Annotated in this window: 18 protein-coding genes; 12 read left to right on the forward strand and 6 right to left on the reverse strand. The window is 60.7% G+C overall.

The genetic code is table 11. The features are described from left to right. Window positions 1–28: 28 nt before the first annotated feature. Together ABDK74_RS05980 and ABDK74_RS05985 are read right to left on the reverse strand one after the other, a co-directional pair. Window positions 29–2,614, reverse strand: a complete 2,586-nt coding sequence (locus tag ABDK74_RS05980) for a GGDEF domain-containing phosphodiesterase (protein ID WP_346003105.1) — start codon at window positions 2,612–2,614, stop codon at window positions 29–31. A gap of 228 nt (window positions 2,615–2,842) precedes the next feature. Continuing rightward, entirely contained in the window at window positions 2,843–3,601 is a 759-nt protein-coding gene (locus ABDK74_RS05985; protein ID WP_346003106.1) for a DsbA family protein, read from the reverse strand. A gap of 232 nt (window positions 3,602–3,833) precedes the next feature. Between ABDK74_RS05985 and ABDK74_RS05990 the strand changes: the two genes are divergently transcribed. Further along, a complete protein-coding gene (locus ABDK74_RS05990; protein WP_346003107.1) occupies window positions 3,834–5,252 on the forward strand; it encodes a gamma-glutamyltransferase in 1,419 nt (472 codons plus the stop codon). Between the two features lie 53 nt (window positions 5,253–5,305). On the opposite strand, the gene fliP is transcribed toward ABDK74_RS05990, so the two are convergent. Together fliP and ABDK74_RS06000 are read right to left on the reverse strand one after the other, a co-directional pair. Further along, window positions 5,306–6,058, reverse strand: a complete 753-nt coding sequence (gene fliP / locus ABDK74_RS05995; RefSeq protein WP_194254448.1) for a flagellar type III secretion system pore protein FliP — start codon at window positions 6,056–6,058, stop codon at window positions 5,306–5,308. A gap of 11 nt (window positions 6,059–6,069) precedes the next feature. Next, window positions 6,070–6,375 (reverse strand): flagellar biosynthetic protein FliO, encoded by a 306-nt coding sequence (locus ABDK74_RS06000; protein WP_194254126.1) that lies wholly within the window; start codon window positions 6,373–6,375, stop codon window positions 6,070–6,072. Between the two features lie 225 nt (window positions 6,376–6,600). Between ABDK74_RS06000 and ABDK74_RS06005 the strand changes: the two genes are divergently transcribed. The 7 genes from ABDK74_RS06005 to recA all read left to right on the forward strand — a co-directional run bounded on the left by ABDK74_RS06005 (window position 6,601) and on the right by recA (window position 11,279). Then, window positions 6,601–6,993 carry a flagellar basal body protein gene (locus tag ABDK74_RS06005; RefSeq protein WP_194254125.1) on the forward strand — a complete coding sequence of 131 codons (393 nt, stop codon included), beginning with the start codon at window positions 6,601–6,603 and terminating at the stop codon, window positions 6,991–6,993. Window positions 6,994–7,006: 13 nt separating this feature from the next. Then, complete coding sequence (gene flgC, locus ABDK74_RS06010) at window positions 7,007–7,414, forward strand: flagellar basal body rod protein FlgC (RefSeq protein WP_346003108.1); 408 nt, start codon at window positions 7,007–7,009, stop codon at window positions 7,412–7,414. Window positions 7,415–7,419: 5 nt separating this feature from the next. Further along, window positions 7,420–7,767, forward strand: coding sequence for a flagellar hook-basal body complex protein FliE (locus ABDK74_RS06015; protein WP_346003109.1), 348 nt, complete (start codon window positions 7,420–7,422; stop codon window positions 7,765–7,767). Window positions 7,768–7,769: 2 nt separating this feature from the next. Next, a complete protein-coding gene (locus tag ABDK74_RS06020; RefSeq protein WP_194254122.1) occupies window positions 7,770–8,042 on the forward strand; it encodes a flagellar biosynthetic protein FliQ in 273 nt (90 codons plus the stop codon). 59 nt (window positions 8,043–8,101) lie between these two features. Then, on the forward strand, window positions 8,102–8,956 hold the full coding sequence (locus ABDK74_RS06025; protein WP_228120864.1) for a flagellar biosynthetic protein FliR: 855 nt from the start codon (window positions 8,102–8,104) through the stop codon (window positions 8,954–8,956). Window positions 8,957–8,959: 3 nt separating this feature from the next. Further along, window positions 8,960–10,036 carry an EscU/YscU/HrcU family type III secretion system export apparatus switch protein gene (locus ABDK74_RS06030; protein WP_346003110.1) on the forward strand — a complete coding sequence of 359 codons (1,077 nt, stop codon included), beginning with the start codon at window positions 8,960–8,962 and terminating at the stop codon, window positions 10,034–10,036. A gap of 205 nt (window positions 10,037–10,241) precedes the next feature. Further along, entirely contained in the window at window positions 10,242–11,279 is a 1,038-nt protein-coding gene (recA, locus tag ABDK74_RS06035) for a recombinase RecA (RefSeq protein WP_194254120.1), read from the forward strand. 65 nt (window positions 11,280–11,344) lie between these two features. Here recA and ABDK74_RS06040 read toward each other — a convergent pair whose 3' ends face one another. Together ABDK74_RS06040 and ABDK74_RS06045 are read right to left on the reverse strand one after the other, a co-directional pair. Continuing rightward, the gene (locus tag ABDK74_RS06040) at window positions 11,345–12,319 is read right to left on the reverse strand and encodes a ferritin-like domain-containing protein (protein WP_346003111.1); all 975 of its coding nucleotides are present in this window, start codon (window positions 12,317–12,319) and stop codon (window positions 11,345–11,347) included. Between the two features lie 54 nt (window positions 12,320–12,373). Continuing rightward, window positions 12,374–13,051 (reverse strand): ATP-dependent Clp protease proteolytic subunit, encoded by a 678-nt coding sequence (locus ABDK74_RS06045; RefSeq protein ID WP_099286195.1) that lies wholly within the window; start codon window positions 13,049–13,051, stop codon window positions 12,374–12,376. 165 nt (window positions 13,052–13,216) lie between these two features. Between ABDK74_RS06045 and ABDK74_RS06050 the strand changes: the two genes are divergently transcribed. The 4 genes from ABDK74_RS06050 (at window position 13,217) to glpX (ending at window position 17,856) form a co-directional block, all read left to right on the forward strand. Then, complete coding sequence (locus ABDK74_RS06050) at window positions 13,217–14,209, forward strand: hypothetical protein (RefSeq protein ID WP_194254117.1); 993 nt, start codon at window positions 13,217–13,219, stop codon at window positions 14,207–14,209. A 136-nt stretch (window positions 14,210–14,345) separates the two neighbouring features. Next, window positions 14,346–15,572, forward strand: a complete 1,227-nt coding sequence (locus tag ABDK74_RS06055) for an LL-diaminopimelate aminotransferase (protein ID WP_346003112.1) — start codon at window positions 14,346–14,348, stop codon at window positions 15,570–15,572. Further along, window positions 15,569–16,858: a homoserine dehydrogenase gene (locus ABDK74_RS06060; protein ID WP_346003113.1), complete on the forward strand. Its 1,290-nt coding sequence runs from the start codon at window positions 15,569–15,571 to the stop codon at window positions 16,856–16,858. The genes ABDK74_RS06055 and ABDK74_RS06060 overlap by 4 nt, the downstream gene beginning before the upstream one ends. Beyond that, complete coding sequence (gene glpX / locus ABDK74_RS06065; RefSeq protein ID WP_194254114.1) at window positions 16,855–17,856, forward strand: class II fructose-bisphosphatase; 1,002 nt, start codon at window positions 16,855–16,857, stop codon at window positions 17,854–17,856. Before ABDK74_RS06060 ends, glpX begins: the two co-directional genes overlap by 4 nt. Window positions 17,857–17,864: the final 8 nt, after the last annotated feature.

Below are 17,864 nucleotides of genomic sequence, written 5' to 3' on the forward strand. Positions count from 1 at the left end.
CTGCCCCCATCCACATTTCTCCGTTTTTTCAGGACAGATCCGTCACCCGCCGCCCCCAGAAGAGCGGCACGTCCTCCTCCGGAACCGGACGCCCCAGATAGAACCCCTGCACTTCCGTACAGCCCTGCTCCTGCAAATGACGGCAATGCTCCGGCGACGATACGCCCTCCGCCGTTACCGCAACGCCAAGATCCCGTCCCAGCGCAATCACATTCCGCACCACCGCCGCACTGCGCGCATCCTGCAACATGTCCTGAATAAAGGCCGCATCCAGCTTGATCTTGGAAAACGGAAACTGCCGCAGATACATCAGCGTCGAAAATCCTTTACCAAAATCATCCAGCGCAATTCGCACCCCTCTGAATTCCAGTTCGCGAAAGGCGTGATGTACAAGCGGCCCGACCTCAAGCGCCTGCGTCTCCGTCACTTCAACCTGCAACCGGTGCGGCGCCAGACCCACCTGATCCAGAACCCGTAAAATACGCTCCGCGATATCGGGGAGGGAGAAATGCGTCGCTGTCATGTTGACCGAAACCCACAAGGGCGCAGGCCAGCGCCGCGCCACCCGACATGCGCTCTCCAGAACCCAAAAATCGAACTCCAGACCGCTCCCTGTCTCGGCAATCGTGTCGATGACCTTTTCGATCGACAGATGTTTATGTGCCGCCCCTTTCCACCGGGACAGCGCCTCGAACCCGATCACAAGCCCGGTCTGGGCATTCACGATCGGCTGATACACCAACGCGAACGCTTTTTGCCTTAAAGCCTGACGCACATCGCGAAACAGAGTCTGCTGTCGGGTTCCTGCCATTTCCTCACATGGATCAAAAATGCTGTAGCGCCCGACACGTTCGGCCCTTGCATCCCGCAACGCCCTCTCAACGGCCTCGACCAGAACCTCACCGTCTCCAGTTGTTGATATCGCCATGCCGATTGCAGGCTCCACGTCGAGCCTGTCTTCGACCACATCTTCAGGCACGGTCACAGGCCCACTCAACGCTGACAGAATCTCCAGAGCCAGAGTCTCCATGAAATGGCGCTTCTGTTCGACCGGAATTCCCGTCACAACCGCCAGATCCATCGCGCCATACCGGGCCACAAAACAGCCATCCGCACCGTTCAGATCTTTGGGCACATTCTGGGCAAGACAGGCATCCAGACGCGACAGGCTCATCTGAAATACTGCCGCTGCCTCGTCCGGCGTCATGACGCGTCGCCTTCCCAGACTGGAAACGTCCAGCGAGATAAGAATCACCACGAACGTCTGCGCGAGCCGCATCGCCTCCAGCAGACTTTTCTGAAGATATTCCTGACAGGCCAACCGGTTCGGCAAACCCGTCAGGGCATCATGCCTTACGCGATGAAAATGCCCGTCCCGCACACGCTGAAGGGCCGTCACATCCGCACCGACCCCCAGATATCCCCGAAACACCCCGTCGCGGAAGACCGGCTCTCCCGTCAGCATCCACCATCTTGCATCCGGCGCGGCCATAGCCCGAACAACCAGTTCCCGAAACGCCAGTCGGTGCGTCAGGCAATGCGCCAGATGCCGTTCCGGAGAGATCGGACCCGACTGATCGATACCTGACACCGGAATTTCCAGAAGACTTCCCAGTGTCCTTCCCGCAATCTGCGTTTCATCGCGCCCTAGAACCCGGCAAAGCCCTGCAGAAGGATTGCGCAGAACACCTGCCTCGTCCGTTTCCCAGAGCCAGCGCCCGGTCGGCGCCGCAGACTGTCGCGTAAGCAGCGACAGGATATCCGCCTGCTCCCGCTGCTTCAGGCGCGCCATCTGCATCCGCCACAGCAGAACACTCACCAGCCGGCTGATCCCCAACACGAAAAGCCCGCAAACCGTGGCCATGAGAAAAAACGAGGCCGTAAACAGGAGGGAGCGATCAAAACAGCCCTCCAACAATGCACCGTAAGCTCCCGCAATGACCGGCACGACCATGACATCGACCGCTCCGCTTACCGGAGCACAGAGCAGAAGTGGCGCCATGAACCCAAAACACACACCGAGCGTCAGAAGGTGAATATCTTCACAATGCAGTCTGAAGACCAGAATGATGAACGCGAACCAGACCGCCCCGAGAGTTCCGTTCAGTACCCGGAGCGCCCAGCGGAGCGACACGTAATCCGCAAAGCTCCTCATGTTTCGAATGTTTGGCTGAATCCGGAAAAACCAGAGCAGCAAAGCGCCTTCGACCCCTGCAAGCAGCAGGAGAGCCAGCCATCGGCTCGATGACCACACCCCAAGAGCCACCACAGGGGCACTGATGGCCTGCGCCAGAAGATGATGCGGAAGCAGCAATCTCAGCGTCCGCAACTGGCCCCGGTTGAACGCCGTCTGAAAATACGCCGGAACCTGCGTCGCCTGAAAAAACAGGTCTTTCCTCAAACCGGAGGAGCGGATGCGATTGAAAATACGAAAGACAGCCCATCGCACGAACAGCGATCGCCGGAACCACCCTTTCAGGCGCGCTGCTCCGAAACCCTGCCGGTCAGGTTCTTCAGCACAGGCTCCATCCTGACACTCAGACGTGCCAGATGCCCCGGATCCCCGTTCCCCGCCGACGCTGCTCCTCGCGCCGGACCGTCTGTCGTCTGTCATACACCGTCATACCAGTGGAGCACGTCAAAAGTCCGAAACGACTTCTCTAGGATCAGGAGAACGCCGTTTCACGAAAACCGGAAAACCATAACGGTAAACACGCGCGTGCCAACCCCCGGAAAACCGGTTCTGCGCGAGTTCCTTTAACGTTCACGAAGTCTCCCTCCGCGAACCCCGACGGCACCAGCCGTTTTTAACCTTTTGGAAGGGTCTCTAACGCCCGCACCATCAGGCTTTGCGGGCACGTTCCAGAAAAGCATCCATCTGATCTGCCTCAAGCGCTCCAGGCGCCACAGCCGCCGTGCCGAAAATGAAAGTCGGCGTCCCATCCAGACCGACTGCGCGCCCCTGATCCAGATTGGTCGTAATCAGCGCCACAGTCTGGGGCGAACTCATATCCGCGGTCAGCTTTTTGGCATCCAGACCATTGGCCTGCGCCAGTGCGACGATCCGTTCCATGCTCGGCTTGCTGGTATCTTCCATCAGCGCCTTGCGCATGACGTCATACTTGCCCTGCGCACTGGCCGCGAAAATGGCGCGCGTGTCCAGAACGCTATTGCTCCCTAGAACCGGCACGACCTTTTCGACAAGTCGCACATCCGGATGACGGGTCAGGAAACGATCCACCTCGCCCATCATGGACCGGCAGTACGAACAGCGCGGATCGTAGAATTCCACAACCGTGATCTTCCCATGCGGATTGCCCCGGATGGCAAAGTCAGGTGCGCTCTGAAGCTCGGACTGATGCGCTTTTACGGCAGCCAGTGTCGAATCCTGCTTCTGCTCCTCGGCTTTTTCACGGATCGAGCGAATGGCATCCGTCAGGATGCTCGGATCGTTCTGCAACGCATCGCGCATGATACCAACAATCTCGGCGCGCTGGGCTGGCGTGAAGGACGTTGCCGGAGCCGCCAGAGCCTGCCCGCCTACGAGAAAGGTCATTCCGGCAACAACAGCAGACGCCGTGGCAAGCAGATGGTGTCTCAATGGAAAGCTCCGGATCAGCTGAAAGAAAGACAGGACGTCTGATCCATACGCCATAAAGAACGTCCTCCGCAAAGAGAAGACATCAACTCGCCCCTCCCACAAAGAGCAGATTACCGTTATGAGAGAACAAGAGCCGGAACCGGACCCACGGCGCAGACCCGTCTGCCCGCGCCCGCCCTCCGCAAAGGCCACGAGGCCGGACAGTCGTGACCAGACATTGGAGAAACGCCAGGTGGCGCATCGTCAACACCAGATTTCCACCCCGGACGCCACACAGACCCGTCGCATCGCGTCCCGTCTCCCGGCCTCACTGATGGCCTCGGTTGCCTCGGGCCTCCTTCTGGGCGCTTGCTCGTGGATACCGGGCTCTCACCTCGTGGGTATCAGCGAAACGGCCGCCCCCGCAGGCGGCAGCATCGGCACGGTCGTCGCAGACGAGCCTCAGGCCGCGCTGGTCGGCCATGACGTTCTGGCCCGCGGCGGCAACGCTGCCGATGCCGCAACCGCAACGGCTCTCGCCCTCGGCGTTACCCTACCCTCCCGCGCCTCCTACGGCGGCGGCGGAGCGTGTCTGATCAGCCGACCCGGCGAAGCAGCGCAGTCCATTTCCTTCCTGCCCCACCCCGGCACCAGCAAGGGCGCCGACAGGCCGGCTGGTACGCCTGCCAGCTTTCGTGGCCTGTACCTGATGCAGCTCCATTACGGCACGGTCGAGTTCAACGATCTGATCGCCCCAGCCCTGAACCTCGCCAGCACCGGCATCACTGTCAGCCGCGCCCTTGCGACCGACCTGGCAGCCGTCCGCACGGCCCTTCTGGCGGATGAAAGTGCGCGCACCATTTTCGGACGTGGCGAAGCCAACACGCTCGCCGCTGGTGACAGTCTGGCCCAGCCCCGCCTCGCTGGCTTCCTCGAACGCATCCGCGTCGCAGGCGTCGGCGACCTCTATAACGGCGCTCTCGCCGATGTTTACGTCACCGCCGCCCAAAAAGCGGGCGGCGGTCTGAACGACGACAACATGCGGCAGACCCTGCCGGTCCAGACGGATGCTCTGACGACCCATCAGGGTGGCATGAACGCCTCATTCCTCGCTCCGCCCGCTGATGGTGGCCTCGGCGCGGCCATCCGATATACGACGGGCTCCTCCGCACAGGGCGCTGTCGCCGCATGGCGCGCCTCGGGCAACACGACCTTGGCCGCCGCTCAGGCAGCCCTCGACAGCGGCCGTTCCGGCAGCGGCAGCCTGCCGTCCCTTCCGGCTTCGACGTCCTTTGTGGTGACTGATCATTCCGGCATGGCCGTGGCCTGCGCCCTGAGCGAAAACAACCTGTTCGGAACAGGCCGCATCGCCGGCAGCACCGGCGTTGTCCTCAGCGCCTCCCCGGCCCGCACGCCGCAGCCGCTGCTTTCCGCTGCAATCCTGCGTGACCAGCGCAGCCTGCGCGCCGTCATTGCGGCTTCAGGCCAGAACGAAGCCGCGGACGCCGTCGGAGACGCGGCCCGCGCCGCCGCGCATGACGCCCCGATCCCCCATGAAGGCGCCGGTCGCATCAACGCGATTGTCTGCCACAGCGACGATTCGTGCCGCGGCGTCACCGACCCCCGCGCTGCAGGCCTCGCAGCAGGGACCACAAACGACAACTCCCACTAACAAAAAAAGCCCCGCCGATTGTTGAAACGGCGGGGCTTTTTCGTGTTCGGACCCTATCCGGTAAAACTTCTCACCAGACTTCCCGCCACCAGTGACCATCCGTCAACGACCACGAAAAAGATCAGCTTGAACGGAAGCGACACGGTACTCGGCGGCAGCATCATCATGCCTAGGCTCATCAACACGCTGGACACCACCAGATCGATGACCAGAAATGGCAGATAGAGCAGAAATCCCATCTCGAAACCGCGCCGCAGTTCCCCGATCATGAATGCAGGCACCAGTACGCGCCAAGGCGTATCACCAATCTTCGCGGGGGGCTTCTCATGCGCGATATTGAGAAACGTCGCCACATCCGCAGGACGTGCCGTTGCCGCCATGAAGTCGTGAAACGGCTGGGCTGCTGCCGTCAGCCCTTCCATTTCCCCGACACGTCCGGCCATCATCGGCTCGATTCCCGCATCCCACGACTTCTGAAGCGTCGGTTGCATCACGAACAGGGTCAGAAACAGCGACAACCCGATCAGAACCGTATTGGGCGGCGTCCCCTGCGCGCCAAGCGCACTGCGCAACAGCGACAAAACAATCACGATGCGCGTAAACGCCGTAATCATCACCAACAGGCTCGGCGCCAGCGACAGAACCGTAATCAGCGCCGTAAGCTGCACCAGACGACTGGTCGTCCCGGCCCCTCCGTTCGCTCCACTCTGCCCCAAATCAATGCTCACAGCCTGAGCATGCGCCAGATGCGGCACGCACAGACACGCCAGCAGCAGCACGAAGGGCAAAGCCGCCCCAAGCCGCATCAGAACCTTCCTCACGCCACGTCCTCCGCAGCGGATTCATCCAGTGCCGAAGTAAAAGTCTCCCGCTCCGTCCAGTCCATCAGGATGTCCTGATTACCCCCTGTAAGAACCAGAACTTCCCGCGTGCCATACCGCACGACCGAGAGACGCCGCGTCCGATCAAGCGCCATTTGCCCCACAAGCGACAGCCCCGCCTGCCCGCCCCTCGCACCGCTCTTTTTTTGCTCCAGAAGCCTCAACAGAGGCCGGGTACAGAAAATCAGCACGACAATGAAAATCAGCGCGGCAATCGCGTTCACGCACTCATGCAGGGTCATAGGTCAGTCATCCTCATTCCCCGGCATGATGCCCAAGATCGGTTAATGACCGCTTAATTGACGACGACTTTTACGCAGAAGGCTGACGACAACCTCAGAGACGTGCGGGGCATATCGGTCGGTCGCCCCCGAATCTGCGACTTAGGCAACCATTTATTAAATATTTCGCGCCATCATACTCCACGCCGGCATTTTCCCGGTTCCTGCATGACGGAGACTGTCGCGATGCGTAACATCGACTCAACCAGCGCAGGCGGCACCGACCTCTTTTCTCTGGGTCGTGACCGTATGAACTGGCTTCAGGCCCGCCAGCAGGTACTGGCCGGTAACATCGCCAATTCCGACACGCCGGACTATCAGGCCAGAGACGTCTCCCCGTTCGAAGCAGCCCTGGGCGAGTTCGACATCACCCCGACCGTCACGCAGCCCAACCATATCGGATACACGGCCTCCGGCGCGCACGTCATCGAAACATCGTCGGAGCAATCCCTGGACGGAAACCAGATCTCACTGGACCGACAGATGGAACAGGTCGCGGATGTGAACGACCAGCAGCACCTCGCTGTGAACGTCTATTCCAAATATCTGAGCATGTTCCAGACCGCGCTCGGCAAATAAAGGACGCTGACGGATGGACCTGTCCACCACCATCGGTATTTCCGCAAGCGGCATGGACGCACAGGCCCAGCGCCTGCGTGTTGTTGCGGAAAACCTCGCCAATCAGGATACGACCGGCTCCCAGCCCGGCGCGGATCCCTATCGCCGCAAGACCATCACTTTCGCCGAACAGGTAGATAACGAAAGCGGTGCCTCGACCGTCGGTGTCCAGAACATCGGTCAGGACATGTCGGATTTCAACACCCGTTATGACCCATCCCATCCCGCCGCAGACACGCGCGGCTACGTGAAGGTTTCCAACGTGGATTCCATGACCGAAATGATGGACATGCGTGAAGCCGAGCGCTCCTACGAAGCCAACCTGAACGCCATGCAGAGCAGCCGGACCATGCTGTCCCGCACGCTCGATCTGCTGAAGTAATCCAGATGCTCAACTCCATTTCCCACGCCCATAACGCCTATGCTGCCCAGAGCCTCCAGAGTCGCCTTGAGGGTGTAACGGACGATATTGCGGACGGTCTTCGGACTTCATCTGCAACAGGTAGCAGCACTTCCGGAACAGATTTCGGCTCCGTCCTCTCCCAGTCCGTCAGCAGCGTCATCGACAGCGGCCACGATGCCGAAGCCAAGGCAGCTCAGGGCCTCAAGGGCGGTGGCGACATGACCCAGATCGTCACCGCCATTTCAAACACACAGCTTGCCCTTCAGACCACGACCGTGATCCGCGACCGCATGGTGCAGGCGTATCAGGACGTGATGAAGATGACGATCTGACCATGCAGGCCATCGATCTAGGCGCCATTCTGGAGCAGACGTTCATTGTTGCTCTCAAACTGAGCGCTCCTGCCCTGCTTACCGCACTTGGTGTCGGCCTTCTGGTCTCCCTCATACAGGCCGTGACCCAACTCAACGAAGCCACATTGTCCTTTGTTCCGAAGGTTCTGGCCATTGGCGCCGTCATGGTGATGGCAGGCTCTTTCATGACCGCAACGCTCATCGGTTTTGCCCGACAACTCTTCGATCAGCTCATTCTCGTCGGCACGACCTGAACCTGCCGCCTTTCAGATCCGGATCGTACCGACATGCCCGCGCTCAAAGAAACCGTTTTATGAACATGGGTCTCGTCGATACGGCAGCCCCCACAGCACTTCAGGGCCTTGATCTCAGCGGTCCGGTTTTGAGCATCTGGGCCCTTGCCTTCGTTCTGGTTCTCTCTCGTACTGGCGGGGTCGTCATGCTCATGCCAGGCATTGGCGAACAGTCCATGCCCATGATCGTCCGTGCCGGATGCGCCATCACACTGACGATCCTGCTCCTTCCGCTCGTCGCCCCCCTTCTGATGCAGACGCATCTGGACACCCTCGCTCCTGTCGGCTTGTGCGGCATGATTGCCGTTGAGCTTTTCGCAGGGGTGCTGATCGGCTGGATGGCCCGACTGATCTGCATGGCCCTGCCAATCGCCGGTCAGATCATCGCGGTGTGCATGGGAATTTCCAGCGTCCTTCAGCCTGATCCGGATCTGGGTTCCGGCAGTTCCGCGCCCGCCCGTTTCCTCAACCTGCTGGCTCCGCTCGTACTGCTCGTGACGGGTGCCTATATCCTGCCCATCCACGCAATCCTCGGCAGCTACACCATCATTCCTCCCGGCGGCACGCTCCTCCTTGCCAACACACATGCACACTGGAACCTGCTGGGCGACTCCGCACAGGGCATCATTCAGCTCACGGAGCACAGCTTCGCTCTGGGGCTGGAACTCAGCGCGCCTTTCCTGATCCTGTCTCTTGTCTGGCAGGGCATACTAGGCATCATGACACGCCTGCTGCCAACGCTGCAGATCTATAATGCTGCCAGCCCCCTGCAACTTCTGGGCGGCATCGCCCTTCTCGGTCTCACCCTCCGCACCATGATCGCTATCTGGCAGGGACAGGCTTTCGACGTCCTCCGGGCTCTTCCAGGGCTCTAAGCAATGTCCGATTCCGACAACAAAACAGAAGCCCCCTCGGCCCAACGCCTGCAGAAAGCGCGCGAGGACGGCCAGATCGTCATGTCCCGAGAGGCCATGAGCTTTATGGCTCTGCTAGGCGGATTTGCGGGAATCTTCATGATTCTGCCCTATCTCATGGCGGATTTCGTTCACAGCATGAAGACGCTCATGGCCAATGCCGGAACCGTACCAATGGCGCAAGGAGGCCTGCTGAGCAGTACGGATCATGCCATTGAAGCAGGTATTTCCCTAGCCGTCCCAATGGCCGCTACCGTTGCCGTCTTTTGCCTCGGAGCCGGTTTCCTGCAAACGGGTTTCCTGATCCATCCCGGCTCATTACTACCAAAATTCGAACGGGTTTCCCCTCTCGCTGGCTTCAAGCGCATCGCGGGAGGCGGAACCCTGCCGGATACGTTCAAAGCTCTCGCAAAATTTGCCATTTTCGCCGCAGTCCTCTGGCACATTACTAAAAACGCCATTCCAACTGCATCGCGAATGGTCGGACTGGAGCCCGGCCCGCTTTTGAAAATGATGACGGATCTCGGATTCAGTGCCGCCGCGGCCATGATCGGCGCGCAACTGGTGATCGCGGGCTTAGATATTTTCTGGATGCGCTTTCGCCATCTTTCCAAACTAAAAATGAGTCGGGAAGACCTCAAGGACGAGTATCGAAATGCAGAGGGCGATCCTCATGTCAAAGGCCGCCAGAAAGCCCTGCGCGCCAAAGCGGCCAGACAACGCATGATGTCAGCCGTCAAAACAGCCACCGTCGTCGTCACCAACCCAACGCATTATGCAGTCGCTCTCGTTTACGAAAAAGGTACAGGCGGCGCACCGAAAATCGTCGCCAAAGGCATGGATGACGTGGCCGCCAAAATCAGGGAAATCGCACGGAACAACCGCGTTCCGATTGTGCCCAACCCGCCTCTGGCCCGTGCCCTCTTCACCCTGCCACTGGAAAGCGAGATCCCGGCCGAGCATTTCAAGGTTGTCGCGACCATTATCGCCTATGTGTGGAAACTCAAACGTCCCGGCGGTCTTTCACTTCCTCCGGAATAAACCTGACCGCCTGGTCTGGAAAAAATCTTCCTCCAAGGCCCATCTTCCCCTTGGCTTTTCAGGGGCCAAACATGATATGCCTTTCATAAGAACGTTTTGAGAACACGAGCAGGCGATAATCGTGTCTGATACGGCACTTTGCGAGAATGACTGCCCGGTCTATCGTATCCTGCAAACGCCAGCCCGAACCTATTGCGAGGATTGAATGGACAAGACCAAGGCGCTTGAAGGCGCACTCAGCCAGATTGAGCGTGCTTTCGGCAAGGGCTCGATCATGCGCATGGGCCAGCGGCCAAAAGTGGAAGCCAATGTGATTTCCACCGGCTCGATCGGGCTGGACATTGCTCTGGGGATCGGCGGCATGCCCCGGGGCCGTATTGTTGAGATCTATGGCCCGGAAAGCTCGGGCAAGACTACGCTCGCCCTGCATGTTCTGGCCGAAGCCCAGAAGAAGGGCGGCACCGTCGCCTTCATCGACGCCGAACACGCGTTGGACCCCGGCTACGCCCGCAAACTCGGCGTGAATATTGACGATCTTCTCCTGAGCCAGCCGGACGCCGGCGAACAGGCTCTGGAAATCGCCGATACGCTGGTTCGCTCCGGCGCCGTGGACGTTCTGGTCGTAGATTCCGTGGCGGCCCTCGTCCCACGCGCAGAGCTTGAAGGCGATATGGGCGATAGCCATGTCGGTCTGCATGCCCGTCTCATGAGCCAAGCGCTGCGCAAGCTGACGGGAACAGTCTCGCGCTCCAACACGCTCGTGATCTTCCTCAACCAGATCCGCATGAAAATCGGCGTGATGTTTGGCAATCCGGAAACGACGACAGGCGGCAACGCTCTGAAGTTCTACTCCTCCATCCGCCTCGACATCCGCCGCATCGGGTCCATCAAGGACAAGGACGAGGTTGTTGGCAACCAGACCCGCGTCAAGGTTGTCAAGAACAAGATGGCCCCGCCTTTCCGTCAGGTTGAGTTCGACATCATGTATGGCGAAGGCATCAGCAAGATGGGCGAACTGCTCGATCTGGGCGTGAAGGGCAACATCGTCGAGAAATCGGGGGCATGGTTCTCCTTCGACAGCCAGCGGATTGGTCAGGGACGTGAAAACGCCAAGCAGTTCCTGCGCGACCATTCGGAAATGGCATCCGAAATCGAACGGCGCATCCGTGCCGAAGCCGGTGTCCTCGCCGACGCCCTGATGACGGACCCAGAACCCGACGCAGACGGCACTTCGGAAGACTGAAACGAAAAAGGGCTCCCGTACCGGAGCCCTTTTTTATTGCCTGCGTTTCTTGCGAAAAAGACCGTTCAGGCGACAGCCCGATTGCGAACGCGGTCCCAGAGCTTCGCACCCTTGATAATGACGCGTGCAATCGCCGGGGTCGTCGTGGGCCGCAGCAGCCGCGGATCATAGCCTGCAAACCGACGGTCATTCTCATCCAGACAGAGCTGCATGAGGTCAGGAACCTTAACGTCCATGGCCGTCATGTCCTTGGCACCCGTGACGGTGAAGTTGTTGTCCTGAGTGTGCTCTTCGCCATTGTCGTCAATCGAACGGGCCAGCCCCATGCGCTCATAGGCGAGGAACAGCCACACTCCGATTACACGCATCTCGAACCAGGGCCGCTTCCACACCGGCATGGTCGCCCGATGCCAAGCCAGCCAGTTCGCGAACAGCAGGATATGACGGCATTCTTCCTGCATTACCGGCTCGAACGTCTCGATCAGTTCCTGCGGAAACAGACCGGCCCGTTCGGCAAGAGCAAACAGTCCGAATGCAAAGAAGCTGTCCACACATTCCGAAAAACCCGTGACCAGATAAGCCCATTCCGTATCTTTCGGCGTGATGTACGGAGGCTCCGGCGCCATCGGAATCTTGTAGGCCTCGACCAGCTTGGACAGGACTTCCTTGTGCCGGTTCTCTTCCCATGCATTCCGAGAAAGAGCGTCCTTCATGTCCGGATCGCTGATCATGTCCGCATAGGCAGCCATGCGCAGACGCGCCTTACCCTCGGTCTGGACCGCAATATCCCAAATCGGCAGGGACGTGATGCGATGCAGCGTCTCCGGGTCCAGTTCAGGCCAGTCGATTACGGAGGGTTTGTACGGATTGAACGTATCGCGGAACATCGCAGCGACAGCCCGCTTGTGCTCCTCCGTACCGGGCTTGAGCGGACCCTGGATCGGGCTGCTCCAGTGGCGCGCTTCGTAATCAACGCGCTCTAGCGTCTTCTCCGATGGTGCGTCGGGAAGATGGGAATAAATTTCGGCTAGACTTTTCATGATGGTCTTCGCGGCGTGTCCGAAGACACGCCGTGCCCCTTGGAGCTTGTCGTTTTACTTCAGATCGGTCGCAGAGTGGATGATACGGTTCACAAGACCGTATTCGATCGCTTCCTGCGCCGACATCCAGTAGTTGCGATCTGTATCCTTGGCGATCTTCTCGTAGGTCTGTCCGGTTTCTCTAGCGAAAAGACGGTTCAGACGCTCGCGCATCTTGATGATCTCGCGGGCTTCGATGTCGATATCCGTAGCCGGACCCCGCACACCGCCCATCGGCTGATGCAGCAGAAAGCGCGTGTTCGGCAGGCAGACACGCCGTTCCGGACGACCAGCCGCATAGATCAGCGCCCCGGCGGAAGCGACCCAGCCGGTCCCGATCATGTTGATCGGCGCAATCGAATCCACAAAGCGGATCATGTCATGGATTGTGTCACCACTCTCCACATGACCACCCGGCGAGTTCACATAGACGTCGATCGGCTTGTCGGACGTTCCGGCCAGCGCCAGCAGACGCCCCGTGACATCACGCGCGATCTTGTCGTTGATACCGCCGAAAATCAGAACTTTCCGCTGATCGAACAGACGGCCTTCAAGCTCGCTGATCGGGCTGTTCAGCGTCTTGTTGTCTTCCTCGCGGGTTTCGCGCTCCGGAGCATCCGGCTCGTCATCCAGGCGGGTCGGGTTCATTCTGGTGATATCCATATCGTTTCCAGATCCAGCATGCATCTTCATACCCCCTATCCTGCGCTTCGTTTTCGTCGGTGCCAAGTCCTCCTTCCGTCTCAGGCGAATAGGAACACTCGCCATCCCCGTTCCGAACCGCTAGTGTCCGCCATATTTCGACATTCCAAAGACGGCAGGAACGGCACAGTGGCCCCAGGGAACAGCAGGCAGCCCATGACAGCGGCAACACGCAGAACTGCGGGGAAAATCCCGTTTCTTCTGCTGATGACCGCGCCACTGCTCTCAGCCTGCCAACATCGGGACATGACCGATACCGTTACTGGCTGGTGGCATGGTTTTCAGGGCGGCGAAATCGCAAAGCTGCGCGCGCCGCCGCCAGGCGAAAATCTGGCCTACCCCCATGTCGGCCGCACCCCCACACAGGCACCGAACCTCCCAACCCCGGAAGCCCGACTGTCACTAACGACCCGCCTTGAGGCGCAGCGCAACCTCGCCCATCGCGAAAGTGCCGCTCAAGGCGCCCTCCCGGTCATCCCGCCTCCGCCCAAAACCACCCCGGCAGCCGTGACGACCGCCAACGCAGAACAGAGCGGCATGACCATGACAACTGTTGGCCAGCCGGAGCCTCCTGCCCCGTCTGCCATCAACCCGGCGCCAGACCTCCCGGCAGTAGCGTCTGCACCGCCCCCGGCCCCCGCAAAAAAGCCTCCCGTTCAGGCTCAGCCACCCGCCCCGGAAGCCGAACTTCCTCCCGTGGTTGCCAAATCCATCCCCCCCACCCCTCCCGGCCAGTTTCCGAAAATCGGGGACCTTCCCCCGCCGCCACCGCAGTTTCCGGGGTTCGACCTTCCGCGTGACGCTCTGCTGAGCGATCCCATCCGCCCGGATATCGACACCTCAACCCCCGAAGGCACCCTGATCCGCTTTCAACCCGCCACCGATCATGTCATGGGCAGTCCACAGGGCGACTACCAGCATATCGTCTCACAGCGCGGAAACCGCTCTCTGACAATCCGGGGCTTCGGAGCCTTCATGAGTTCTGATGCTGCCCTCGCCCCTGCGGATCAAAACCGCGAAATCGCCCTCGGCCTGCTCCGCGCCCGCGTGGTTGCCCGTGCCCTGGTCGAGCGCGGCGTTCCGGCTTCGGCCATTATTCTCAAGGCCGAAGCCATCGGCGACGGAGTACGCGTCACGATCGGGGGCTGACAGGAGGCTTATGACAAGGGGCTGACCGAGAGACGAAAAGACACATTGTGAGATCTGTCACAGTCAGACTGTTCCACTCCTGGAAAAACCTGTCTATCGTCCCCTCTCCCTTTCACCCTCTGCTCCAGAGCTGGTCATGACCGAAGAGTTCCACCGCATCCGCCGCCTGCCGCCCTACGTGTTCGCTGAAGTGAACAAGGCCAAGGCCGCCGCGCGAGCCGCCGGTGACGACATCATTGATCTGGGCATGGGCAACCCCGACAGTGCGCCTCCGGCTCACGTCGTGCAGAAACTGATCGAAACGGTCGGCGATCCCCGCGCGCACGGCTATTCCGTCAGCCGCGGCATTCCGGGCCTGCGCAAGGCCATGGCGAATTATTACGAGCGCCGCTTCAACGTCTCGCTGGACCCGGAAACCGAAGTCATTGCAACGCTCGGCTCCAAGGAAGGACTGGCGAACCTGTCCGCCGCCATCACGAGCCCCGGCGACACGATCCTCGTCCCGAACCCGTCCTACCCGATCCACCAGTTTGGCTTCATCATTGCCGGAGCCTCCGTCCGCTCGATCCCGGCCACGCCGGATGAGGACATGCTCCGCGCATTGGAGCGCGCCGTCCGTCATTCCGTACCCAAGCCGACAGCACTGATCGTCAACTTCCCGTCCAACCCGACGGCCTTCGTCGCAAATCTCGATTTCTACAAGGAACTCGTGGCCTTCGCGCGCCGGGAAAACATCTGGATCCTGTCCGATCTGGCCTACGCGGAAATCTATTTCAACGAGAACGAACCGCCCCCGTCCCTTCTCGCCGTTCCGGGTGCCAAGGACGTGGCCGTCGAGTTCACGTCCATGTCCAAGACCTACTCCATGGCGGGCTGGCGCATGGGCTTTGCCGTCGGTAATCCGAGACTGATTCAGGCCCTCACGCGCATCAAATCCTATCTGGATTACGGCGCCTTCACGCCCATTCAGGTCGCCTCCGTTGCCGCGCTGAATGGCCCGCAGGACTACGTGTCCGAAATCCGCGCCATGTACAAAGACCGCCGCGACGTCCTGCTGCGCGGCCTTCAGAGCGCCGGATGGGACGTGCCCGTTCCCGCAGGCTCGATGTTTGCCTGGGCCCCCATTCCCCCCGCCTTCGCCGAGATGGGCAGCGTCGCCTTCTCCAAGCTCCTGCTCAAGGAAGCCGGGGTTGCGGTTGCACCCGGCCTCGGATTCGGGGAATACGGCGAGGGCTTTGTCCGGATCGGACTTGTCGAAAACACCCAGCGGCTGCGTCAGGCGACGCGGGCCATCAAGAGCTTCATGACCCGGCACGGCGCCGGGGCCGGAACCGCTGACCTTCTTGGAGCTGCATCATCGTGAAACCACTGCGGATCGGACTGGCTGGACTCGGAACTGTCGGAATCGGTGTCATTCGTCTCCTGCGTGAGAACGCCGACCTGATTACCGCCCGGGCCGGCCAGCCGATCGAAGTCGTGGCCGTCACAGCCCGGGACCGCACGCGCGACCGCGGCGCCGACCTGTCCACCATGCGCTGGCACGACAGTGCCACCGCCGTGGCGCAGGACCCGGAAATCGACGTCGCCGTCGAACTCATCGGCGGTTCCGAAGGTCCGGCGCATGACATGGTCCGCACCGCGCTCGAACGCGGCCTGCCGGTCGTGACCGCCAACAAGGCGCTCGTGGCCCTGCATGGCGACAGCCTCAGCCGCCTGTCTTCGGAAAAGAACGCCCCCCTCCTGTTCGAGGCGGCCGTGGCGGGTGGCATCCCCGCCATCAAGCTCGTGCGGGAAGGTCTAGCCGCAGACCGCCTTCTCAGCGTGGGCGGCATCCTGAACGGGACCTGCAACTACATCCTGACCGAAATGCGCGCTACGGGTCGGGATTTCACGGACGTCCTGACCGAAGCACAGGCCAAGGGCTATGCCGAAGCAGAACCCTCCACGGACGTGGATGGCTGGGATACGGCCCACAAGCTCGCCATTCTGGCCGGTCTGGCCTTCCGCCCCATCGCGTTCAATACGCTCTCCGTTCAGGGCATCCGCGACATCACCGCGACCGATCTGAAATTCGCCGACGAACTCGGATACCGCATCAAGCTCCTCGGCATGGCCCGGCAGGCTGACAACGGCAGTGTCGCAGCATGGGTCCGCCCCTGCCTCGTTCCCGCCAAAGCTCCCATCGCTGCCGTCGAAGGCGTGTTCAACGCCGTCTCCACACAGGGCGTCTTCAGCGGTCCGATGACCATCTCCGGCCGTGGTGCAGGCGAAGGCCCGACCGCAAGCGCCGTCGTCGCCGATCTGATCGATCTGGCGCGGGGAACCGCCATTCCGGTTTGGGGCACGACCACCGTTTTACCTGCCGCTGACTGTGCCAGTCTCGCTGATTTGAACAGCGCTTTCTATTTACGTCTGAACGTTCAGGACCGTCCGGGCGTAATGGCAGAGCTGACATCGGTTCTCCGGGACCACGATGTCTCCGTTCACTTTGTTTCCCAGCATGACGCTGCAACCGGATGTGCCGACCTGACAATCATCACCCATCAGGTTCCTGAAAAAGCCATTCATGCAGCCGCAACAGCACTCGCCGTCCTTCCTGTCGTGACCGGAAAGCCGCTTGTGCTCAAAATCGAGGATCCCCTTGCGTGATTGACCCTCAGAACATCCCCCCCTATCGCGTCACTGACCGCAACCTTGCCCTTGAGCTCGTCCGCGTGACGGAAGCGGCCGCAATCGCTTCCGCGCACTGGACCGGTCGCGGCCAGAAGAACGAGGCAGACGGCGCAGCCGTACAGGCCATGCGCGCTGCCTTCGATACCGTAGCCATCGACGGCGTCGTCACCATCGGCGAAGGCGAGATGGACGAAGCCCCGATGCTCTATATCGGCGAGAAAGTCGGCTCTGGTGGCCCTGCGATGGACATCGCGGTCGATCCACTCGAAGGCACGAATCTGTGCGCCAAGAGCCTGCCCAACGCCCTGACGGTCGTGGCGCTGGCCGAACGCGGCAAGTTCCTCCACGCCCCTGACATCTACATGGAAAAAATCGTCGTCGGCCCGGACCTTCCCGAAGGCGTGGTCGATCTGGACGCCTCGATCGGCAACAATCTGCGTTCGCTGGCCAAGGCCAAAAAGCGTAACGTGTCGGACATGGTCCTGTGCGCACTTGACCGTGAAAGACATGAAGAGCTGATTGCCTACGCCCGCGAAGCCGGCGCCCGCGTGATGCTTCTCAGCGACGGCGATGTTGCGGCTGCCATCGCAACCTGCGTAGACGGCGGCGGTGTGGATCTGTACGCCGGTTCTGGCGGTGCGCCTGAGGGCGTTCTCGCCGCCGCAGCCATCCGCTGCATGGAAGGACAGATGCAGGGCCGTCTTCTGTTCGAAGACGACAGCCAGCGCCAGCGCGCCCGGGAAATGGCGAATGGCCTCGACCCGGCCCGCAAGCTCTACCTGCACGACATGGCCGCCGGCAACGTCCTGTTCTCCGCAACAGGCGTCACATCCGGCCCGCTCCTGAAGGGCGTGGAACGTCCGAGCGCAACCCGTGCCCGCACGCATTCCATCGTGATGCGTTCAAAATCCCGCACGGTGCGCTATATAGAGAGCCATCACAGCTTCACACCACAGGCAGAACCCGCGTCCTGAACGGAGAA

Origin of the sequence: Gluconobacter sp. OJB (genome assembly GCF_039638275.1) — a bacterium.
In the GTDB taxonomy this organism is placed as follows: Bacteria; Pseudomonadota; Alphaproteobacteria; order Acetobacterales; family Acetobacteraceae; genus Gluconobacter; species Gluconobacter cerevisiae.